Below are 20,472 nucleotides of genomic sequence, written 5' to 3' on the forward strand. Positions count from 1 at the left end.
CATCATGAAAGAGTCAAATCAACAGGAAGTTATGAATCAACTGCTGCAGCTGATTGCGCCGGGTACGCCCTTTCGTGAAGGGCTGGAGAATGTGCTGCGGGCCAAGACAGGAGCCCTTCTCGTAGTGGGCTATAGTCCCGAAGTCATGGAAGTGGTCGATGGAGGATTCTCGATCAACTGTGATTTTTCACCGAACTATTTATATGAGCTTGCCAAGATGGACGGAGCTATCATTTTAAGTGAGGATTTGCGCCGAATTCTGTACGCGAATACACAGCTGATCCCGGACAGCTCTATTCCGTCAATCGAGACGGGGATCCGTCACCGTACGGCTGAGCGGGTTGCGAAGCAGACCGGGAAGCTGGTCGTGTCCATCTCGCAGCGCCGGAATGTCATAACCCTGTATCAAGGCAATCTTCGTTACTCGCTTAAGGACATTGGGGTCATCCTCACCAAGGCGAACCAGGCCATTCAAACACTGGAGAAGTACAAGGCTGTACTGAGCCAGGATTTCACGAACTTGTCCGCTTCCGAATTTGAAGAGATGGTGACGCTACAGGAGGTGGCTGGCGTGATCCAGCGGCTGGAGCGGGTGCTGCGGATCAAGACGGAGATTAAGCGGTACGTGAATGAACTTGGCACTGAGGGCCGCTTGATCAGCATGCAGATGGAAGAGCTCGTCGGCGGCGTGGAAGAGGATGCCTGGTTCCTGCTGAAGGATTACGTCAGGGACAATGTGGATGATAAAATCCGTGAAATTCGTACGGGTCTCAAGAAGCTGAGCTCGGAAGAGCTGCTCGATGTGAATATTATTATCAAGCTTCTGGGCTACCCGGCAGCGGGGGCCATGTCAGAGGAATCAGTTCTGCCAAGAGGCTATCGGCTGTTAAATAAAATACCGCGATTGCCGATAATCATTATGAACAATCTGGTTGAGCGTTTCGGCCACCTGCCCCATATTGTAATGGCTACCATCGAAGAGCTGGACGAAGTGGACGGTATCGGCGAGGTTCGTGCCCGTGCAATCAAGGAAGGCTTGAAGCGTATTCAGGAGCAAGTTTTCATTGACAGACAGATCTAAAATAGGTAAAATTTTCTGATGGGTTCAAAAAAGTTGTCTGTCCCTGCATCTTTCTGTCGATTTTCCGCTCCGAAGAACGCAAAATGGGGTATAGTATAAATGAGGTGGAGCCAATGATCACAAAATCCATACCGAGTCTCTTCACGATTGGCAACCTGTTCCTGGGTGTCATAGCCATCATCTCGGTTTTTAACGAAAAGCCGGAGATGGCGGCGATGATGGTTATTATCGCCATGCTCTTAGATGGCGTGGACGGCAGAGTGGCACGTGCCCTTAATGCGCAGAGCGAGTTTGGCAAGGAGCTGGATTCCTTGTCCGATGTCATATCTTTTGGTGTAGCACCGGCATTCATTATGTACGTTGTCGCATTTCAAGAGCTTAACCCGGCTGTAGCCTGGATCGTTACTGCCCTGTTCCCGATTTGCGGGGCGCTGCGGCTTGCCCGCTTCAATGTTGTCGCTGGAACGCCTGGCTATTTTATCGGCTTGCCGATCCCGGCTGCCGGAGGCGTTGTCTGTACGCTGGCATTGTTCTACCAGGATATTCCGGTGTCCGTGCTGCTGATCAGCACATTGGTACTGTCCTATCTGATGGTCAGCAACATCAAGTATCCGAACTTCAAGAAGGTCGGTATTCCTCGCGGGGCAGTTTGGGCGGTTCCGTTAATTGTTGCCGTCGTGGTGGTCCTGGGCATTTATCTGCCGGAGCACTTATCCAAACTCATCTTTGTTCCGCTTGTGCTGTACGCACTCTACGGTCTAAAAAAAAACGTTGACCGCCGCTTGGTGAAAACCCGCAAACGCGGGAAATCCCGCCACAGCGGCGATGAACCGAAACACTCGGAGCATAGCGCCTAATCAGCGAATAGGTTTGCCAGCAACAATAAAACCGCCTGCCATAATGGTCAGGCGGTTTTATATTTGAGCGGTCAAGTCAGATTGAATATGCCAAGCGTTGAGCATTTCTTCGATTCCTGGTCCAGCACTTCTTCAAGTTTAATATCGAGCAGATTGCTCATAGACGATAAGTAAAATAGGTTTCTGCCGATTTCCGAGCGGATTGCATCCTTGCAGTGCTCGCAGAGCTGGCCGTTCAGATGATGGTCAAGCTTGCTCTTGGCCTGCTCCAGTTCGTCAGGGAAGTCCTGCTTCCGGGCATGAAGCTCGACACAGCCGCATTCGGTTACAGCCTTCGTGACAGCTCGGTTGACAGAAGCACCCGATTGTCCAAATTTAGTCATGACATCCAGCAAACTGCGGTGACGAAGCAGTAGTTCTGATACCTGTTGCTGAAATTGTTCCAGCGTTAGGGCGCTCATGCATTCCACCTCACTTCATAATTTGCTTTCCCACTCTATTATAGAACATGGCAGGGCCGGTTACAAAAATCTTTATCACATTCTCATTGGTAAAAATTTACCCCCTACGGTTAGACCGCGAAATATTGGCGCATAATTGTAATGGAGGTGAACCCAATGTTGAAACGCATGATACAAATCATGGGGATAGTCTTTGGAGGAATGGGCGGAGATTTGGCATACGGCTGGATGAATGCCGGTGCAATCTGGAATGAGCCTGCCTTCGGGATGATGAAGCAAAGTGGAGCTTATTATACGAATGTTGGTCTGGGAGCATTGTGCGGTTTGCTGACAGCAACTGTACTGGCGGGTTCGATCATTCGCTGGATGCAGACGGGGGCCGAACGGGCGACAGCCGTTCCAATGCCGGAGCTGGTATGCGGCAGCATAGGCCTGTTAGCCGGCCTGACCCTGTCCGCTCTTCTCTATCCGGTTACAGCAGGCCTGACAGGGGCTGGAATGATATTGCCTGCAGTGCTAACGCTGTTATGCGGCTATATGGGTATGCGGATCGGATTGAACAAGCGTGAGGAGATTACAGCGGGTGTCAAGGCGCTGCTTGAGGCCCGCAAGCCAGCTCCCGCGGAAGAGGAAGACCGCTTCTATGAAGAACATAAGATTCTGGACACAAGCGTTATTATCGACGGACGGATTGCAGACATCTGCAAAACCGGATTCATTGAAGGCACCTTGGTTATCCCTGAATTCGTTCTGGAAGAGCTGCAGCATATCGCTGACTCCTCCGATCTCCTGAAACGAAATCGGGGCCGCAGGGGACTCGACATACTGAACAAGATCCAGAAGGAGCTTGATGTGCGGGTACTCATCTATGAAGGTGATTTCGAGGAGATCGGAGAAGTGGATAGCAAGCTGGTTAAACTGGCTAAAGCGCTTCGCGGAAAAGTGGTAACCAACGACTTTAACCTCAATAAGGTGTGCGAGCTGCAGGGTGTATCCGTGCTCAATATCAATGATCTGGCGAACGCCGTTAAGCCGGTCGTGCTCCCAGGTGAGGAAATTGTGGTTCAAGTCATTAAGGATGGCAAGGAGCATGGACAGGGAGTTGCTTATCTGGACGACGGCACGATGATCGTGGTGGAAGGCGGCCGTGATTTCATTGGAACAACCATGGAAGTGCTTGTGACAAGCGTGCTTCAAACCTCAGCAGGGCGGATGATATTCGCTAAGCCGAAGCTGCTGGAGAAGGCGCAGTGAACGAGCTGTGTTCATAGAATAAAAGAATGGCCGGTCTTACGCGGATGCTCTGCATATGCGATAAGACCGGCTGCTTTTGCTTGCTGCGGCGGTGTGCAGGTTATTGTATACGCTGGAAAAGGTGGTGTATGATAGACGTATTCCATGTACAGCGAGGACAAGAGAATGATGAGCGGAGAGAGGACCTGGAGCGCGATAGTTGTAGCGGCTGGCCGCGGAACCCGCATGGGGACTGCAGAGAGCAAGCAGTATCTGCCGCTGCTCGGCAAGCCGATTTTGATACATACCCTTCAGCTGTTTGAACGGATGGAGGACATAGCAGAGACGATATTGGTTACGGGTGAGAATGATATCGAGCGATGCCGGGAGCTTGTCCGGGAATACGGGCTGGGCAAAGTGAAGGCTGTGGTGCCCGGCGGGGCGGAACGCCAGCATTCTGTTTATCAAGGATTGAAGGCATCCGGCTCAGACTGGGTGCTCGTGCATGATGCTGTCAGGCCGCTCGTATCACCCTTGGCAGTGAGACGCTGCATGGCGGCTGCTGTCCACAGCGGAGCAGCGGTGCTGGCCGTACCGGTGAAGGATACGATCAAGAAGGTGGGACCGGGCGGGGTGATCGAAGACACACCTGACCGCAGCAGTCTTTGGGCCATTCAGACGCCGCAGGCCTTCAACAGCGCTAGGCTGATGGAGTGCCATGTCAGGGCGGAGGCGGACGCATTCGTAGGCACGGATGACGCGATGCTGGTGGAACGCTGCGGACAGCAGGTGACCGTGGCAGAGGGTGAGTACACGAACATCAAGATTACGACGCCTGAGGATTTGCCGTGGGCTGCTTTCCTGCTGGAAGAGCGGGACCGGCGCGGCGGAAATAGGGAAGGGGAATAGAAGCATGATTCGGGTTGGACAAGGATTTGACGTGCATCAATTGGTAGAGGGCAGGCCCTGTATTATTGGCGGAGTAACGATACCGTATGAGAAAGGGCTGCTCGGTCACTCGGATGCGGATGTTCTGCTGCATGCGATCGCTGATGCCGTTCTTGGCGCACTCGGCCTCGGTGACATCGGCAAGCATTTTCCCGACACTGATCCTGCCTTTAAGGATGCGGACAGCGTCAAGCTGCTGGAGCGGGTATGGGAGCTGGCGAAGGAGCGGGGTTATAAGCTTGGGAATATTGATTCCACGATCATCGCCCAGCGGCCGAAGATGCTGCCGTATATCCCGCAGATGACGGAGGTTATTGCGCGTGTGCTGGAAGCGGAGCTGGAGCAGGTGAACGTAAAAGCGACGACTACCGAGCAGCTTGGTTTTCCGGGCAGAGGCGAAGGAATCGCCGCCCAGTCTGTTGTTTGCCTGGTGCGCGATGTGCTATGATCGGTTGAATGAACGATACGATACGAAGGGGACTTGGTGATTATGACTAATGAAGTGCGTGTCCGTTACGCGCCGTCGCCAACAGGACATTTACATATCGGCAATGCCAGAACGGCTTTATTCAATTACTTATTTGCCCGCAATCTGGGCGGAAAATTTATTATTCGTATTGAAGATACGGATGTGAAGCGTAATGTTGCCGGCGGTGAAGAAAATCAGCTGACATACCTCAAGTGGCTTGGCATCGACTGGGATGAGAGTGTGGATATCGGGGGCGGCTATGGACCTTACCGTCAGACGGAGCGTCTTGATCTGTACCGTACCTACTGGCAGGAGCTTATTGATAAGGGCTTGGCTTATAAGTGCTACTGCACCGAGGAGGAGCTCGAGCAGGAGCGCGAGGAGCAGACTGCACGGGGTGAGATGCCCCGCTATTCGGGTAAGCACCGTGACCTGACCCCGGAGCAGCAGGCTGCTTATGAGGCAGAGGGCCGTGTACCGAGTATTCGCTTCCGGGTGCCGGAAGGCCGGGTATACCGCTTTGAAGATATGGTCAAGGGAGAAATCAGCTTTGAGTCGGACGGCTTTGGCGATTTTGTTATCGTGAAGAAGGATGGAATTCCGACCTATAATTTTGCCGTAGCGGTGGACGACTATCTGATGAAGATCAGCCATGTGCTGCGGGGGGAAGATCACATCTCGAATACGCCGCGCCAGCTTATGATTTATGAAGCTTTGGGCTGGGAGCCGCCGGTATTCGGTCATATGACACTGATTGTGAATGAACAGCGGAAGAAGCTCAGCAAACGGGATGAGTCGATTATTCAGTTCATTGAGCAGTATGATGCGCTGGGCTACCTCCCGGAGGCGATGTTCAATTTCATAGCGCTGCTTGGCTGGTCGCCGGAGGGTGAGCAGGAGATCTTCACGCGCGAAGAGCTGGTGAAAGCTTTCAATGCCGCCCGCCTCAGCAAGAGTCCAGCTGTATTTGATACGCAGAAGCTGAGCTGGATGAATAACGAGTATATGAAGAAGGCGGATAACAGCCGTGTTACCGAGCTGTGTATTCCGCATCTGCAGAAGGCGGGAAGAATTTCGGCTGAGCTGACGCCTGAACAGTACAGCTGGGTACAGGGGCTGGTTGCCCTCTATCAGGAGAAGCTGCGTTATGCTGCGGATATCGTACCGCTCACGGAGCTGTTCTTCCTTGATACCGTTACGGATGAAGCGGATGCTGCGGAGGTGCTTGTAGAGGAGCAGGTGCCGACCGTGCTTCGTGCCTTCCACGAGGCTGTATCAAGCCAGCCTGATGCAGGCTTTGACGAAGACAGTGTGAAGGCGCTGATCAAGCAGGTACAGAAGGAAACAGGTGCCAAGGGCAAACAGCTGTTCATGCCTATCCGGGCGGCTCTTACAGGGCAGACACATGGCTCGGATCTCAATATGACCATAGCGCTGCTTGGCCGCGACCGGGTACTGGAGCGTCTGTCCGCCCGCCTGTAAGGCTGTCATTTACTTGTCAGATTCAGGAGCGGCAGTTATACTTACAGTTAAGCAATAAGAATCCGTGACTATAGTCACACAGGCGATGATCAGGAAGAGTAAGTTCAAAGGGACTTCACAGAGAGGACAACCGTCATGCAGCTGCGTTATGCTGCTGTAATGACTGGCTGGGAGTTGTCCAGTTACCGGAGCTGAATATGCACCTGTAAGCCTTGCCCCGAACCTTGACGCTTATGCCGGTATGATCCGGCAGACGCTGACGGTGTAGGCGGCAACGGGTCGTTCCCGTTAGCAGCGGCATGAGAGGGCAGCATCTGAGTTAGTTGCCCGAACAAGCAGAGTGGAACCGCGTGATTACGCCTCTGCAGCCCATGCTGGCTGCAGGGGCTTTTTTATTTTTTTTCTGTTGTCCGTCCCTTACGTCACCTTACGTCAGTGCGTTTATCCAGTGCAACCACTTGTCCGTTTCAGGAGCGTGGTTGCCAGACATGGCCTCGAGCATAACCGGTTGAGAGACGGTGAGGTCATGTCCGTGCTATGGAGAGACAGCCAGGTAAAAGCCGTCCCATCGGGTTACAGCCCAACTTCAGACTAGTCACTTTAATGCTGGTGAGGGGACAGATACCGGCGCCTCGGCTGATGCAGAGAGAAGGGGGTTATCCTATGTTTCGCAGTTTAAGGTCAGATATTCAGGCGATTTATGAGAATGACCCGGCAGCGCGAAGTACGGCGGAAATCATATTTACTTATTCCGGCTTGCATGCAATTTGGGCCCACCGCGTTGCGCACGCCTTGTACAAGAGAAGATTCTTCTCGCTGGCGCGGTTCATATCCCAGGCCAGCCGGTTTATGACGGGGATTGAGATTCATCCGGGAGCCACGATCGGCCAGCGGTTTTTCATCGACCATGGCATGGGGGTAGTCATCGGAGAAACCTGTGAAATTGGAGACGATGTTGTCGTTTATCAAGGGGTTACACTTGGCGGAACAGGCAAGGAGAAGGGGAAGCGTCATCCGACGATTGGAAATAATGTTGTTATCGGATCGGGGGCCAAGGTACTGGGATCCTTCAAAGTAGGCGATAATTCAAATATAGGGGCGAATTCCGTTGTGGTACGGGAAGTGCCGCCCAACAGCACGGTTGTGGGGATCCCGGGTAAGATTGTCAAGAGCAATGGCAAGCGTGTGACAGGACGTCTCGATCACTCCCATCTTCCTGACCCGGTTATTGAAATGTTCCGTACGATGCATCAGGAAATAAACGAGTTGAAGAGCGAAATAGCTGCTCTCAGGCAGAAAAATCAGGATGGAGGAAAGGGAGCATGACAGCGATTCAAATCTATAACACGCTGACGCGAACGAAGGAAGCATTCATTCCGCTTGAACCGGGCAAAGTGAAGATGTATGTATGCGGCCCGACGGTTTATGACTACATACATATCGGCAATGCACGTCCGGTCATCTTCTTTGATGTGGTACGGCGTTATCTTGAGCTGACTGGTCTTGATGTGCGCTATATCGTCAATTTTACCGATGTGGATGACAAGCTGATCCGTAAAGCGGAGCAGATGGGCACGACGGTGCCGGAGGTGGCGGACACCTTCATAGCTGCGTTCAACGAAGATATCGAAGCGCTGGGCGTGCATGCGGCAACCTATAATCCCCGGGTAACGGAAAATATACCGGAGATCATTGCCTTTGTAGAAGGCTTGATTGATAAGGGATATGCATATGAAAGCGGCGGAGACGTCTACTTCCGGACGAGCCGGTTTGAGGAATACGGGAAGCTGTCTCACCAGAATCTGGAGGAGCTTCAGTTCGGCATCCGGATTGAAGTGGGAGAGAAGAAGGAGAACCCGCAGGATTTTGTTCTGTGGAAAGGGGCGAAGCCTGGAGAAATTTACTGGGAAAGCCCGTGGGGCAACGGCCGTCCCGGCTGGCATATTGAATGCTCGGCCATGGCTCGCAAGTATCTGGGCAATACTCTTGATATTCATGGCGGCGGGCATGATCTTCAGTTCCCGCATCATGAATGTGAGGTGGCGCAATCGGAAAGCCTGAACGGCGAGCCTCTGGCACGTTACTGGATGCATAACGGGTACATCCATATTAATAACGAGAAGATGTCCAAGTCGCTTGGCAACGGGATTACCGTCAAAGAACTGCTGAGGCGGGCCAAGCCACAGGCTGTCCGGTACTTTATGCTGACGACGCATTATCGCAGCCCGCTCAACTTCAATAACGAGACACTCGCTCAAGCGGAAAATAGTGTGGAGCGGATTGCCAACTGCGCGGCCAATCTGCAGCACAGGCTTGCAGCACTAGGGGACCGCGTCGCTGCAGCTGGCGGAGCGGATGATAGTTTGTCTACGGGATTGCCTGAATTGGATGAGAAGCTGGCGGAAATCCGTACCCGCTTCCATGCGAAGATGAGTGATGATTTCAATACACCAGACGCTGTTACGGCGGTGTTTGATCTGGTCAGTGAAGCCAATCTTTACCTGAAGCGTGAAGTTGTATCGGGTAATGTGCTGCAGGTGCTGATCAAAATGCTGGAATCGTTTGACTCTGTTCTCGGATTCGTTCATACACAGGCGGTTGACGGCCTGCTGGATGAAGAAATCGACCGGCTCATTGAAGAACGTACGGAGGCCAGACAGTCGAAGAACTGGGCTAGGGCGGATGAGATCCGCGACCTTCTCGCAGAACAGGGGATTGTTCTGGAAGATACCCCGCAGGGCATCAGGTGGCGGCGCAAATGAATGAAGAGATGAATGACCGGACCGATCTGCTCTTCATGCATCCTCCGGCCAAGCAGCCGCAGCTGCTCCCGCCAGTTGTGCTGGCGTACGTGGGTGATGCGGTATTCGAGCTGTATGTAAGGCAGTATCTTGTATCAAGGCCCAATTTAAAGAGCGACCATCTTCACCGGAGTGCCACGAAGATTGTGTCCGCAAGAGCACAGAGGGAGCTGCTTGAGAAGTGGCAGCCGCTTTTGACGGAAGAGGAAGCTGATATCGTAAGGCGGGGGCGCAATGCCAAGTCCGGCACGCCCCCCAAGAATGCTGATCATCAGGATTACCGGCATGCGACAGCGCTGGAATGTCTGGTCGGGTATTTGTACTACTGCCGCCGTCTAGACCGGCTGCAGACCTTAATGGATGCTGCGTTTGGCACCGGCCGGCAGCCGGATGACGGCACAGGCTTGCCGACACTTCAAGGAGGAGATTTAGGATGACAGAGCATGATGAACAGCAAGAGTGGATTACAGGCAAGCATCCTGTCATGGAGGCGCTTCGGGCAGGGCGGGAGATCAATAAGATCTGGATCGCCGAGCAGTCGCAGCGGTCTCTGACCCAGCCGATCATCGCCGAAGCCAAGAACCGGGGGATTATTGTGCAGTTTGTCGACAAGCGCAAGCTCGACCAGATGGTACAGGGTGTTCCGCACCAAGGCGTAGTCGCGCAGGCTGCAGCATACCGGTACGCTGAACTGGATGAAATCCTGGAAGCGGCAAGGGCGAAGGGCGAGGAGCCGTTTATTTTGCTGCTTGATGAGATCGAAGACCCGCATAACCTGGGTTCCATACTGCGGACGGCAGAATGTACGGGGGTGCATGGTGTAATCATTCCGAAGCGGAGATCGGCCAGCCTTACACCTACCGTATCCAAGACATCCGCTGGCGCAGTGGAATATATCCCGGTTGCAAGAGTGACTAATCTCGCCCAAACGATTGACCGGCTGAAGGATCAGGGTGTGTGGATAGCGGGTACGGATGTAACGGATGCACAGGAAGTATACCGGGCGAACTTTAATCTTCCGCTTGCTTTGGTAATTGGTAATGAAGGCAAGGGGATTGGCAGACTGATTCGTGAAAAATGTGATTTTCTGGTGAAGCTCCCTATGCATGGCCGCCTGAACTCACTGAATGCTTCTGTTGCTGCCGGGGTGCTGATGTACGAAGTGGTCAGGCAGCGCGGAGCAGCAGGCTCTACGGCTTCGGGAACACAGCGGAACGGTTAGCATGGTTTCCGGGCGGCAGGACATTTTACTGGTTGATGGCTACAATATGATCGGCGCCTGGAAGGAACTTGAGCTGTTGAAGGAGACCGACCTGGAGAGCGCACGGGATCGTCTGCTGGACAAGCTGGCGGACTATCAAGGGTTTTCGGGCATGCAGGTATATGTGGTGTTTGATGCGCATCAGGTACCGGGTCAGGGAGCCAAATTCACCCAGTACAAGCTCATCGTGATCTACACGAAAGAGAAGGAAACGGCGGATGAATGCATTGAACGGCTTGTGATTGAACTCACCAAGCGCGGACGCAATATCTATGTGGCCACTTCTGATCTGGTGGAGCAGCATGTGGCCTTCGGCAAGGGGGCACTTCGCATTTCGGCCAGGGAGCTGTTCATCGAGATTGAGCAGAACCGCAAGGAAATCGAGCAGACAGTAAATGGCAATCCGCCAGTTAAGCGAAACCCTCTTGATGGCATTCTAAGCTTGGATGTGAAGAGCAAGCTGGAGAAGCTCCGCAGAGGCGACAGTGAATAGGGTTGGGATTTGGTGGCTCGGTGTAGGGTGTGATGGATTAATGTCATTTTTATGGAAGTTAACCTTACGGAAAAGTGCCGCTGTGTTGTTAGATAGTGCCACTTTTACAAGATAAATGCGGGTTTTTCGGCGAATGCGTTGTTGACGGTCTCAGGTTACATAATGTATACTGATCCTATGTTTCATAGAGTTCGAGAGTGTACGCCTTGCAGGCCGGAGGGATAGTTCGTGAGCATCGACCTCAGAGAATTGAGAATGCACGAATATGACTGCAAAACGGACGAAGATGTCGTGGAAGCGGTACGCCAAGGTGATAGTGACGCACTGGAGTATTTGATAAACAAATACAAGAATTTCGTGCGTGCCAAGGCGCGGTCCTATTTCTTGATCGGGGCTGACCGTGAAGATATCGTGCAGGAAGGCATGATCGGACTTTATAAGTCGATACGCGATTTTAAAGGGGACAAGCTGGCCTCTTTCAAAGCGTTTGCCGAACTGTGCATCACGAGACAAATCATCACTGCCATCAAGACGGCAACCCGCCAGAAGCATATTCCCCTCAATTCGTATGTATCGTTGGACAAGCCGATTTATGATGAAGACTCGGACCGGACGCTATTGGATGTCATCTGCGGCTCCAGAGTTTCTGACCCGGAAGAGCTCATCATCAATCAAGAAGAATTCGTTGGTCTGGAAGATAAGATGTCAGAGATCCTTAGCGACCTGGAACGGAAAGTGCTCATGCTGTATCTGGATGGGCGTTCCTATCAGGAGATTGCTGTCGATCTGGATCGTCATGTGAAGTCGATTGATAATGCGCTGCAGCGTGTGAAGCGCAAGCTTGAACGATATCTAGAGCTCCGCAATATTGGCGGTTAGGCCGGTGGCTGCGGAGGAGCCCTCAGGGGCTTTTTTTGTTGGTGATGCGTTAGAAGGCAATGTTTTAAACAGTCAAAAGTTGGCGATAATGAGACCGGAGTCTCCGATGTCGGTCGGCGATTGGGTTTGAAGGCTGCAGAAAGCCTACACTTCCCAGTAAGGGTGCGGTTTTATTTTCGTTGACACGCATGGTTACGTTGTGATAAAGTGTATCAGGTAGCCCTAAATATGCGTACGGATATTTTTGTGGGTTCTTGAATCTACCACGGTTCAGCAGAAATGCTTTATCGCTTTATTCGGCTTTATAGTTCGGGAGGTGTACTTCAATGCGGGTTATCATTACTTTGGCTTGCACGAACTGCAAACAAAGAAACTACACGACCAACAAGAACAAACGGAATCACCCCGACCGCATCGAGATGAAGAAGTTTTGCAAGTTTTGCAACGAGCATACTCCTCATCGCGAGACAAGATAGTCAATTGGAGGTGTGGACGTGACATTTCTGGCTAGAATGAAGCAAGGCTTCGGGTCGACGTTTGCCTTCTTTGCCGACAGCTGGGCTGAACTTAAGAAAGTCCGCTGGCCAAACCGTAAAGAGTTGACAAGCTATACGATCGTCGTATTGGTGACAATCGTAGCTGTAACGATTTACTTTTGGGTTCTTGACATCGGGATCTCCCAATTGGTCGAACTGATCGTTTAAGAAGGGTCCAAAGGTGGCTTGTTATGGAAAAAAGATGGTATGTCGTGCATACGTATTCCGGTTATGAGAACAAAGTCAAGACGAACCTGGAGAAACGGGTTGAATCGATGGGCATGGAGGACAAGATTTTCCGTGTTCTAGTTCCTATGGAAGAAGAGCTTGTGAACAAGGATGGCAAGAAGAAAACTGTCATGCGTAAAGTTTACCCGGGCTATGTTCTGGTGGAAATGGTTCAAACCGACGACTCCTGGTATGTTGTGCGAAACACGCCTGGTGTGACTGGCTTTGTAGGATCAACAGGTTCAGGTTCGAAGCCGACGGCACTGCTGCCCGATGAAGTGGAACAAATTCTGCGTCATATGGGTATGGAGGAGCCGAAGCCGAAGATCGAATTTGATCTGAAAGAGGCTGTTCGTGTTAAGGTGGGTCCGTTTGCGAACTTTGTTGGCACAGTGGAAGAAATTCTGCTCGACAAAAGCAAGCTGAAAGTCCATGTCAACATGTTTGGTAGGGAAACCCCGCTTGAGCTGGATTACACTCAGGTGGAGAAGATATAATATCCGGTTTCTGATTGCCGTAAACCATTCACGTTAAGTGGGTGTGTTCCACGGTGGTGGGAGGGAATGAATCGTTCCCGTCGAACCACATTTTAGGGCAAGGAGGTGTGCAACATGGCTAAGAAAGTCATCAAGATGGTCAAACTGCAAGTACCAGCAGGTAAAGCGAACCCGGCTCCGCCGATCGGTCCTGCACTGGGTCAAGCAGGCGTGAACATTATGGCGTTCTGTAAAGAGTTCAACGCTCGTACGGCTGATCAGGCTGGTCTGATCATTCCGGTTGTAATTTCTGTATTCGAGGACCGTTCCTTTACATTCGAAACCAAAACTCCGCCGGCAGCAGTATTGCTCCGCGTAGCAGCTGGTATCGAGAAGGGTTCCGGTGAACCGAACAAGAAGAAAGTCGCAACGGTTAAACGTGATAAAGTACGTGAAATCGCCGAGCAAAAAATGGCCGACCTGAACGCGGCGTCTGTTGAAGCTGCTATGCGTATGGTGGAAGGCACAGCCCGTTCCATGGGCGTTACAATCGAAGACTAATCCTCTTGCAGGAGAAGTCGACGAACGTTGGCTACAAAGCCGGCAAGCGGACAATATGTTCGCGTGGGAGGATCATCCGGTAGGAGGATTTTCCGCTACGACCACAAAGGAGGAAAACAACATGGCAAAACATGGTAAGAAGTACCAAGAAGCTGCCAAGGTAATTGACAGCGAAGCTGTATACGAGCCGCTTCAAGCGATTGAACTCGTAAAGAAAGCCGCATCTGCTAAGTTTGACGAATCCGTTGAAGTAGCAGTTCGTCTGGGTGTAGACCCTAAGAAACAAGATCAGGCTGTTCGTGGCGTAGTTGTACTGCCGCACGGTACTGGTAAGACCAAGCGCGTTCTGGTATTCGCTAAGGGTGACAAGGCGAAGGAAGCAGAAGCTGCTGGTGCAGATTATGTTGGCGATGCTGACATGATCAACAAGATTCAACAGGGATGGTTTGAATTCGACGTTTGCGTAGCTACGCCTGATATGATGGCTGAAGTTGGTAAACTGGGTCGTATTCTGGGTGGTAAAGGTCTGATGCCTAACCCTAAAGCCGGTACGGTAACGTTTGACGTTTCCAAAGCGGTTCAAGAGATTAAGGCTGGTAAGATTGAATACCGTCTTGACCGTGCAGGTCAAATCCATGCGCCAATTGGCAAGGTATCCTTTGATGCCGAGAAGCTGGCTGAAAACCTCAAAGCGCTTATCGATGCTTTGAACCGTGCTAAGCCTGCAGCAGCAAAAGGCGTGTACCTGAAGAATATTGCAGTATCCTCGACGATGGGTCCTGGCGCTACTGTCAGCACTGCTGTATATCGTTAAGAGACTGCTATCCAAATTTCGAATATGCATACCGTAGACAGTAGGTGCCGCAAGGCTTAATTTCCTACCGAGGTGTTATGATATACGTGATGACACATATGGCACCGCCATATTGTGAGCTATTACGATCATGGCCTTCGCGTCTGCGCGCGGAGGCCTTTCTCATGCATCAAGGTCGGGATCACTCGTGATAAACGGAATGCAGGAATCAATCTAACGGGAGGTGTAAAGTTTGGCAAACGCAAAGATCATCCAAGAGAAACAACAAAGCGTGGACGAAATCACAACGAAACTTCGTGAAAGCTCCTGCACTGTTGTAGCTGACTATCGCGGACTGAACGTTGCGCAAGTGACCGAACTTCGTAAGCAATTGCGTGAAGCAGGTGTGGAATTCCAAGTGTTGAAGAACACGCTGGTTCGCCGCGCTACAGCTAATGCCGAGCTTACAGAGTTGGACGCTGTGCTGACTGGTCCAACTGCGGTAGCATTCAGTAAAGAAGACGCTGTTGCACCGGCTAAAATTCTGAACGATTTCGCGAAGAAGAACGAAGCTCTTAAAGTTAAGGGCGGCGTAGTAGAAGGCCGTGTGTTCGACGCAGCAGAAATGAAAGCACTGGCAGATCTGCCTTCCCGCGAAGGTTTGCTCTCCATGCTCCTCAGCGTGCTTCAAGCGCCTATGCGCAACTTCGCGCTTGCGGTTAAAGCCGTGGCGGAAAAGCAAGAGCAAGAAGCTTAATCAACGTATAGCACAGCTCGTATGAGCGACTACAAAATAAAACTACATTTGGAGGTATTTCCATGTCTAAAGAGCAAATCCTGGAAGCCATTAAAGGCATGAACGTCCTGGAACTGAACGATCTGGTTAAAGCAATCGAAGAGGAATTCGGCGTAACTGCAGCTGCACCTGTAGCAGTAGTTGGCGGCGGCGGCGGAGCAGCTGAAGCTGCTGAGCAATCCGAGTTCGACGTAATCCTGACAAGCGCTGGCGGTTCCAAGATCAACGTTATCAAAGTTGTTCGCGAAATCACTGGTCTTGGCCTGAAGGAAGCAAAAGAACTGGTTGACGGCGCACCGAAGCCACTGAAAGAAAAAGTGAGCAAAGAAGACGCAGAAGCTATGAAAGCAAAGCTCGAAGAAGCTGGCGCTTCCGTAGAAGTGAAGTAATTCATGCCATACACGAACCCCTTGGAGACTTGTCTTCAAGGGGTTCGCTATATCCATTAAGCCAGGGAGGCACAGTATGTCCGATCACTATTATTCTCGCACACCGCAAATCGAGAGTGACCGTAAAGTGCATGAAGCGGTATTAGTCGGACGACCCTTCCGCTTCGTTACCGATGCAGGAGTGTTTTCCAAGACGGGTGTAGACTACGGCAGCAGGGTTCTGATTGATGCAATGGAGTTCGCAGCAGAGGCGAAGATATTGGATGTTGGCTGCGGATATGGTCCGATTGGATTGGCGGCTGCAGTTAAAGCTCCAGCCGGGCATGTCACCATGATTGACGTCAATGAAAGGGCTGTTCAGCTGGCAGCCGAAAATGCGGCTCTGAATGGGATCAGCAACGTAACGGTCATGCAGAGTGACCTGTATAAAGCTGTTACTGACAAACGCTTTGATGTTATTTTAACGAATCCGCCTATCCGGGCTGGTAAAGAAACCGTACACCGGATATTCGAGGAGGCTGACGAGCTTCTTGTACCTGGGGGTGCAATATGGGTTGTTATCCAAAAGAAGCAGGGTGCTCCGTCTGCCTTCGCTAAGCTTGAAGCGGTATATGATTCTGTTCGCGAGATTACCAAGGATAAAGGGTATCGCATATTTAGGGCTGAAAAAGAAGCTTAGGTAAAAGAGTAAACTTTTGTTGACTTGACATTTCGATTATGGTAATATTATTAAATGTCAGTATTAAGATGGGCTCAAAGTCTTTAGCTAACTAAAATGTCAAGGATAATTTTCTAGCCTTTCATGCATAGAAAATTGCGCCTTGACGTATAATGTTTAGATTTTGGGCGAAAATTAGTTGATATGAGATGATCGCTTTCCGTATTCAGGAATGACAGGGAACAGGAGGTTTGTCCTTCTCTTTCGAATTCTTCGGTAAGACGCGGATTTGCTGCAACATGTGTTGTGGAGGCGCGTTTTACATCGGTTGCGACGGCTGATGGAAATACGCTCTTTTTTCGAAGCTATTCGATAAGGGCTTTTCTTTATTTAGAAGTTTTCTGTAGTAAGTGAAGCAGACATGAGGGGTGAGGTTAAGTTGGCAGGACAACTTGTTCAGTATGGCCGACGCACGCGTAGAAGCTACGCCCGGATCAACGAGGTTCTTGAAGTACCGAACCTGATTGAAATCCAGCAGAAGTCGTATGAGAAGTTTTTGGAACGCGATTTGCTTGAATTGTTCCAAGACATTTCTCCTATCTCGGATTTCACAGGCAATCTGTCACTTGAGTTCATTGATTACAGCTTGGGTGAGCCGAAGTATTCGGTCGATGAATCCAAGGAACGGGATGTAACCTATGCGGCACCGCTGCGCGTTAAAGTGCGGCTCATCAACAAGGAAACCGGGGAAGTAAAGGAACAGGAAGTGTTCATGGGCGACTTCCCGCTGATGACCGAAACCGGCACGTTTATTATCAACGGCGCCGAACGGGTAATCGTCAGCCAATTGGTTCGCTCCCCCAGTGTTTATTTCAGCACGAAAGTTGATAAGAACGGCAAGAAGACCTATACGGCAACGGTTATCCCTAACCGTGGTGCATGGCTCGAGCTGGAGACGGACGCGAAAGATATTATCTACGTCCGGATTGACCGTACCCGTAAGATCCCGGTAACGGTGCTTCTGCGTGCATTGGGATTTGGAACTGATGCGGAGATTATGGATCTGCTTGGACATGATGAGTACATCCGTAACACGCTGGATAAAGACAATACTGATTCTACGGAAAAAGCGCTTATTGAAATTTACGAGCGTCTTCGTCCGGGTGAGCCGCCGACTCTTGATAATGCCAAGAGCTTGCTTGTAGCACGCTTCTTTGATCCGAAGCGCTATGACTTGGCGAATGTCGGCCGCTATAAAATCAACAAGAAGCTGCACATTAAGAATAGATTGTTCAACCAGCGTCTGGCTGAAACATTGGTCGATCCGTCTACGGGTGAAATTATCGCCGAGGCAGGCCAAATGATCGATCGCAGATTGCTGGATGAGATTCTCCCGCATCTGGAAGAGAACGTAGCCTACAAGACCTATCATGTGGCTAACGGTGTGCTTGACGCTGATAGTATTCCGCTTCAAGCTGTCAATGTATTCTCTCCAATTGAAGATGGTAAAGTTATCAAGATCATTGCCAACGGCAATATTGATAAATCGGTCAAGCATATTACACCGGCCGATATTATATCTTCTATTAATTATTTTATTAACCTGCTGCACGGCGTTGGAAGCACGGATGACATCGATCACCTGGGCAACCGTCGTCTGCGTTCGGTGGGTGAGCTCCTTCAGAACCAGTTCCGTATCGGTCTCTCCCGTATGGAGCGTGTGGTTCGGGAACGGATGTCGATTCAGGATGCGAATGCCATCACGCCTCAAGCGCTGATCAATATTCGCCCCGTCATTGCATCGATCAAGGAGTTCTTCGGCAGCTCTCAGCTGTCCCAGTTCATGGATCAGACGAATCCGCTTGCTGAACTGACGCACAAACGCCGTCTGTCGGCTCTTGGACCAGGCGGTCTGACACGTGAGCGCGCAGGCTTCGAAGTCCGTGACGTCCATCACTCGCACTATGGCCGGATGTGTCCAATCGAGACACCAGAGGGTCCGAACATCGGTCTGATCAACTCGTTGTCAACCTTCGCTCGGATTAATGAATATGGCTTCATTGAGGCGCCATACCGCTGGGTTGATCCGAAGACCAGTATCGTAACCGAGCAAATCGCATATTTGACTGCGGATGAAGAGGATAACTACGTTATCGCGCAGGCCAATGCGAAGCTTAATGACGAAGGCAAGTTTGCCGAGGATATGGTAATCGTCCGTTACAACAAGCAGGCTGACAACATCCTCACTATGCCTAGCGAGCGCGTTGACTACATGGACGTATCTCCTAAGCAGGTTGTATCGGTTGCGACAGCGCTCATCCCGTTCCTTGAGAACGATGACTCTAACCGCGCACTGATGGGATCGAACATGCAGCGTCAGGCCGTTCCGCTTCTGATACCGAAAGCACCGCTTGTAGGTACAGGAATGGAGCATAAGTCTGCTAAAGACTCCGGCGTTTGTATTGTCAGCAAGCATGACGGCATCATTGAACGTGTCAGCGCCAATGAGATTTGGCTGCGCCGTGTTGAGATGATTGACGGCAAACAGGTGACTGGCGACCTGATTAAGCATAAGCTTCACAAATTCATGCGTTCCAACCAGGGAACCTGCATCAACCAGCGTCCGATCGTGAAGAAGAATGAATTCGTCACGAAAGGTACGATACTGGCTGATGGTCCTTCCACTGAGATGGGCGAACTGGCTCTTGGCCGCAATGTCGTTGTAGCATTTATGACGTGGGAAGGCTACAACTATGAGGATGCTATCCTGCTCAGCGAGAAGCTGGTAAAAGAGGACGTATACACTTCGATTCATATCGAGGAATACGAGTCTGAAGCACGGGATACGAAGCTTGGACCCGAGGAAATCACACGCGACATTCCGAATGTCGGTGAAGAGGCCCTCAAAAATCTAGATGAGCGCGGGATTATCCGGGTTGGCGCAGAGATCGGCGCAGGAGATATTCTTGTTGGTAAAGTTACACCTAAGGGTGTGACGGAGCTTACTGCAGAAGAACGCCTGCTCCATGCAATTTTCGGCGAGAAGGCCCGTGAAGTTCGCGATACCTCGCTGCGTGTGCCGCATGGTACGGACGGTATCGTAGTAGACGTTAAAGTCTTTACCCGTGAGAATGGCGACGAGCTTCCGCCTGGCGTTAATCAGCTGGTTCGCGTCTACATCGCACAGAAACGGAAGATTTCCGAAGGCGATAAGATGGCCGGCCGTCACGGCAACAAGGGTGTTATCGCCCGTATTCTTCCGGAAGAGGATATGCCATTCCTGCCGGATGGCACGCCGGTTGAGGTTGTCCTTAACCCGCTGGGCGTTCCGTCCCGGATGAACATCGGTCAGGTCCTTGAAGTCCATCTTGGTATGGCTTGTAAGCGTCTTGGCATCCATGCTGCAACGCCAGTATTTGACGGTGCGCGGGAGCATGATGTATTCGATACGATTGAAGAGGCTGGTATGCAGCGTAACGGTAAGACAGTTCTGTATGACGGTCGTACCGGTGAAGAGTTTGAACGGGAAGTTACCGTTGGCGTCATGTACATGATCAAACTCGCGCACATGGTTGATGACAAGATCCATGCCCGTTCCACAGGGCCTTACTCTCTTGTTACGCAGCAGCCGCTCGGCGGTAAAGCCCAGTTCGGCGGACAGCGCTTCGGAGAGATGGAGGTTTGGGCGCTTGAAGCCTATGGCGCCGCTTATACCCTCCAGGAGATCCTCACCGTTAAGTCTGATGATGTTGTCGGCCGCGTGAAGACGTATGAGTCGATCGTCAAGGGTGAGAACGTGCCGGAGCCGGGCGTTCCGGAGTCGTTCAAGGTCTTGATCAAAGAGCTTCAAAGCTTGGGTATGGACGTTAAGATCCTGACCGAGAATGAAGAAGAGATCGAGATGAAGGAAATGGACGATGAGGATGACGGCACCAGCGATAAGCTGAACCTCAACCTCGAAGGTGCAGAAGTCGGAGCTGAGTAATCGGCCAACATTGCAAGGAACTATGCGACCGCAAGCGTCGTGCCTGCTGACAGGTGCGATGCTTGCGGACGCTTATGAATAAATC

22 protein-coding genes and 1 other annotated feature are annotated in these 20,472 nt (G+C 51.4%); of the genes, 21 read left to right on the plus strand and 1 reads right to left on the minus strand.

Going from position 1 to position 20,472, the window contains the following annotated elements:
* Positions 1 to 4: 4 nt before the first annotated feature.
* Together disA and pssA are read left to right on the plus strand one after the other, a co-directional pair.
* Positions 5 to 1,081, plus strand: coding sequence for a DNA integrity scanning diadenylate cyclase DisA (gene disA / locus DNH61_RS05105; protein WP_111145599.1), 1,077 nt, complete (start codon positions 5 to 7; stop codon positions 1,079 to 1,081).
* Between the two features lie 113 nt (positions 1,082 to 1,194).
* On the plus strand, positions 1,195 to 1,938 hold the full coding sequence (gene pssA, locus DNH61_RS05110; protein ID WP_111145600.1) for a CDP-diacylglycerol--serine O-phosphatidyltransferase: 744 nt from the start codon (positions 1,195 to 1,197) through the stop codon (positions 1,936 to 1,938).
* Positions 1,939 to 2,009: 71 nt separating this feature from the next.
* Here the strand turns inward: pssA and DNH61_RS05115 are convergent, their stop codons facing one another.
* On the minus strand, positions 2,010 to 2,399 hold the full coding sequence (locus tag DNH61_RS05115) for a DUF1573 domain-containing protein (RefSeq protein ID WP_111145601.1): 390 nt from the start codon (positions 2,397 to 2,399) through the stop codon (positions 2,010 to 2,012).
* A gap of 156 nt (positions 2,400 to 2,555) precedes the next feature.
* On the opposite strand from DNH61_RS05115, the gene DNH61_RS05120 reads away from it, so the two are divergent.
* From DNH61_RS05120 to rpoB, 19 genes are all read left to right on the plus strand, one after another.
* Positions 2,556 to 3,653: a PIN/TRAM domain-containing protein gene (locus tag DNH61_RS05120; protein WP_111145602.1), complete on the plus strand. Its 1,098-nt coding sequence runs from the start codon at positions 2,556 to 2,558 to the stop codon at positions 3,651 to 3,653.
* Positions 3,654 to 3,818: 165 nt separating this feature from the next.
* Complete coding sequence (ispD, locus tag DNH61_RS05125; protein ID WP_111145663.1) at positions 3,819 to 4,541, plus strand: 2-C-methyl-D-erythritol 4-phosphate cytidylyltransferase; 723 nt, start codon at positions 3,819 to 3,821, stop codon at positions 4,539 to 4,541.
* Positions 4,542 to 4,545: 4 nt separating this feature from the next.
* Positions 4,546 to 5,028: a 2-C-methyl-D-erythritol 2,4-cyclodiphosphate synthase gene (gene ispF, locus DNH61_RS05130; RefSeq protein ID WP_111145603.1), complete on the plus strand. Its 483-nt coding sequence runs from the start codon at positions 4,546 to 4,548 to the stop codon at positions 5,026 to 5,028.
* Between the two features lie 42 nt (positions 5,029 to 5,070).
* A complete protein-coding gene (gene gltX / locus DNH61_RS05135; RefSeq protein WP_111145604.1) occupies positions 5,071 to 6,531 on the plus strand; it encodes a glutamate--tRNA ligase in 1,461 nt (486 codons plus the stop codon).
* 663 nt (positions 6,532 to 7,194) lie between these two features.
* Positions 7,195 to 7,857 (plus strand): serine O-acetyltransferase EpsC, encoded by a 663-nt coding sequence (gene epsC, locus DNH61_RS05140; protein WP_111145605.1) that lies wholly within the window; start codon positions 7,195 to 7,197, stop codon positions 7,855 to 7,857.
* Positions 7,854 to 9,293 carry a cysteine--tRNA ligase gene (cysS, locus tag DNH61_RS05145; RefSeq protein ID WP_111145606.1) on the plus strand — a complete coding sequence of 480 codons (1,440 nt, stop codon included), beginning with the start codon at positions 7,854 to 7,856 and terminating at the stop codon, positions 9,291 to 9,293. The genes epsC and cysS overlap by 4 nt, the downstream gene beginning before the upstream one ends.
* Positions 9,290 to 9,769 (plus strand): Mini-ribonuclease 3, encoded by a 480-nt coding sequence (locus DNH61_RS05150; RefSeq protein WP_111145607.1) that lies wholly within the window; start codon positions 9,290 to 9,292, stop codon positions 9,767 to 9,769. Before cysS ends, DNH61_RS05150 begins: the two co-directional genes overlap by 4 nt.
* Positions 9,766 to 10,554: a 23S rRNA (guanosine(2251)-2'-O)-methyltransferase RlmB gene (gene rlmB, locus DNH61_RS05155; RefSeq protein WP_111145608.1), complete on the plus strand. Its 789-nt coding sequence runs from the start codon at positions 9,766 to 9,768 to the stop codon at positions 10,552 to 10,554. Before DNH61_RS05150 ends, rlmB begins: the two co-directional genes overlap by 4 nt.
* Position 10,555: 1 nt before the next feature.
* On the plus strand, positions 10,556 to 11,086 hold the full coding sequence (locus tag DNH61_RS05160; protein WP_111145609.1) for an NYN domain-containing protein: 531 nt from the start codon (positions 10,556 to 10,558) through the stop codon (positions 11,084 to 11,086).
* A gap of 228 nt (positions 11,087 to 11,314) precedes the next feature.
* Complete coding sequence (sigH, locus tag DNH61_RS05165; protein ID WP_111145610.1) at positions 11,315 to 11,965, plus strand: RNA polymerase sporulation sigma factor SigH; 651 nt, start codon at positions 11,315 to 11,317, stop codon at positions 11,963 to 11,965.
* Between the two features lie 326 nt (positions 11,966 to 12,291).
* Positions 12,292 to 12,441 carry a 50S ribosomal protein L33 gene (gene rpmG, locus DNH61_RS05170; RefSeq protein WP_081666981.1) on the plus strand — a complete coding sequence of 50 codons (150 nt, stop codon included), beginning with the start codon at positions 12,292 to 12,294 and terminating at the stop codon, positions 12,439 to 12,441.
* Positions 12,442 to 12,459: 18 nt separating this feature from the next.
* Positions 12,460 to 12,669, plus strand: coding sequence for a preprotein translocase subunit SecE (gene secE, locus DNH61_RS05175; protein ID WP_111145611.1), 210 nt, complete (start codon positions 12,460 to 12,462; stop codon positions 12,667 to 12,669).
* A gap of 23 nt (positions 12,670 to 12,692) precedes the next feature.
* Positions 12,693 to 13,226: a transcription termination/antitermination protein NusG gene (nusG, locus tag DNH61_RS05180; RefSeq protein ID WP_111145612.1), complete on the plus strand. Its 534-nt coding sequence runs from the start codon at positions 12,693 to 12,695 to the stop codon at positions 13,224 to 13,226.
* Positions 13,227 to 13,340: 114 nt separating this feature from the next.
* Positions 13,341 to 13,766 carry a 50S ribosomal protein L11 gene (gene rplK, locus DNH61_RS05185; RefSeq protein WP_111145613.1) on the plus strand — a complete coding sequence of 142 codons (426 nt, stop codon included), beginning with the start codon at positions 13,341 to 13,343 and terminating at the stop codon, positions 13,764 to 13,766.
* A 121-nt stretch (positions 13,767 to 13,887) separates the two neighbouring features.
* Positions 13,888 to 14,580, plus strand: coding sequence for a 50S ribosomal protein L1 (gene rplA, locus DNH61_RS05190; RefSeq protein ID WP_111145614.1), 693 nt, complete (start codon positions 13,888 to 13,890; stop codon positions 14,578 to 14,580).
* 13 nt (positions 14,581 to 14,593) lie between these two features.
* Positions 14,594 to 14,753 (plus strand) — a sequence feature (ribosomal protein L10 leader region).
* Between the two features lie 59 nt (positions 14,754 to 14,812).
* On the plus strand, positions 14,813 to 15,316 hold the full coding sequence (rplJ, locus tag DNH61_RS05195) for a 50S ribosomal protein L10 (protein ID WP_111145615.1): 504 nt from the start codon (positions 14,813 to 14,815) through the stop codon (positions 15,314 to 15,316).
* A 62-nt stretch (positions 15,317 to 15,378) separates the two neighbouring features.
* Positions 15,379 to 15,744, plus strand: coding sequence for a 50S ribosomal protein L7/L12 (gene rplL / locus DNH61_RS05200; RefSeq protein ID WP_111145616.1), 366 nt, complete (start codon positions 15,379 to 15,381; stop codon positions 15,742 to 15,744).
* A gap of 76 nt (positions 15,745 to 15,820) precedes the next feature.
* A complete protein-coding gene (locus DNH61_RS05205) occupies positions 15,821 to 16,423 on the plus strand; it encodes a class I SAM-dependent methyltransferase (protein WP_111145617.1) in 603 nt (200 codons plus the stop codon).
* A gap of 418 nt (positions 16,424 to 16,841) precedes the next feature.
* Positions 16,842 to 20,387 (plus strand): DNA-directed RNA polymerase subunit beta, encoded by a 3,546-nt coding sequence (rpoB, locus tag DNH61_RS05210; RefSeq protein ID WP_111145664.1) that lies wholly within the window; start codon positions 16,842 to 16,844, stop codon positions 20,385 to 20,387.
* Positions 20,388 to 20,472: the final 85 nt, after the last annotated feature.

The sequence above is a fragment of the Paenibacillus sambharensis genome, from assembly GCF_003233845.1.
GTDB classification, from domain to species: domain Bacteria; phylum Bacillota; class Bacilli; order Paenibacillales; family Paenibacillaceae; genus Paenibacillus_I; species Paenibacillus_I sambharensis.

What these genes read in the sequence shown, in the direction of transcription:
- DNH61_RS05115 (WP_111145601.1), bottom strand. Translation starts at nt 2,399, where the DNA reads ATGAGCGCCCTAACGCTGGAACAATTTCAGCAACAGGTATCAGAACTA.
- rlmB (WP_111145608.1), top strand. Translation starts at nt 9,766, where the DNA reads ATGACAGAGCATGATGAACAGCAAGAGTGGATTACAGGCAAGCATCCT.
- nusG (WP_111145612.1), top strand. Translation starts at nt 12,693, where the DNA reads ATGGAAAAAAGATGGTATGTCGTGCATACGTATTCCGGTTATGAGAAC.
- DNH61_RS05150 (WP_111145607.1), top strand. Translation starts at nt 9,290, where the DNA reads ATGAATGAAGAGATGAATGACCGGACCGATCTGCTCTTCATGCATCCT.
- pssA (WP_111145600.1), top strand. Translation starts at nt 1,195, where the DNA reads ATGATCACAAAATCCATACCGAGTCTCTTCACGATTGGCAACCTGTTC.
- rplL (WP_111145616.1), top strand. Translation starts at nt 15,379, where the DNA reads ATGTCTAAAGAGCAAATCCTGGAAGCCATTAAAGGCATGAACGTCCTG.
- DNH61_RS05120 (WP_111145602.1), top strand. Translation starts at nt 2,556, where the DNA reads ATGTTGAAACGCATGATACAAATCATGGGGATAGTCTTTGGAGGAATG.
- epsC (WP_111145605.1), top strand. Translation starts at nt 7,195, where the DNA reads ATGTTTCGCAGTTTAAGGTCAGATATTCAGGCGATTTATGAGAATGAC.
- DNH61_RS05160 (WP_111145609.1), top strand. Translation starts at nt 10,556, where the DNA reads ATGGTTTCCGGGCGGCAGGACATTTTACTGGTTGATGGCTACAATATG.
- rpmG (WP_081666981.1), top strand. Translation starts at nt 12,292, where the DNA reads ATGCGGGTTATCATTACTTTGGCTTGCACGAACTGCAAACAAAGAAAC.
- DNH61_RS05205 (WP_111145617.1), top strand. Translation starts at nt 15,821, where the DNA reads ATGTCCGATCACTATTATTCTCGCACACCGCAAATCGAGAGTGACCGT.
- rplA (WP_111145614.1), top strand. Translation starts at nt 13,888, where the DNA reads ATGGCAAAACATGGTAAGAAGTACCAAGAAGCTGCCAAGGTAATTGAC.
- gltX (WP_111145604.1), top strand. Translation starts at nt 5,071, where the DNA reads ATGACTAATGAAGTGCGTGTCCGTTACGCGCCGTCGCCAACAGGACAT.
- ispF (WP_111145603.1), top strand. Translation starts at nt 4,546, where the DNA reads ATGATTCGGGTTGGACAAGGATTTGACGTGCATCAATTGGTAGAGGGC.
- cysS (WP_111145606.1), top strand. Translation starts at nt 7,854, where the DNA reads ATGACAGCGATTCAAATCTATAACACGCTGACGCGAACGAAGGAAGCA.
- disA (WP_111145599.1), top strand. Translation starts at nt 5, where the DNA reads ATGAAAGAGTCAAATCAACAGGAAGTTATGAATCAACTGCTGCAGCTG.
- rplK (WP_111145613.1), top strand. Translation starts at nt 13,341, where the DNA reads ATGGCTAAGAAAGTCATCAAGATGGTCAAACTGCAAGTACCAGCAGGT.
- ispD (WP_111145663.1), top strand. Translation starts at nt 3,819, where the DNA reads ATGATGAGCGGAGAGAGGACCTGGAGCGCGATAGTTGTAGCGGCTGGC.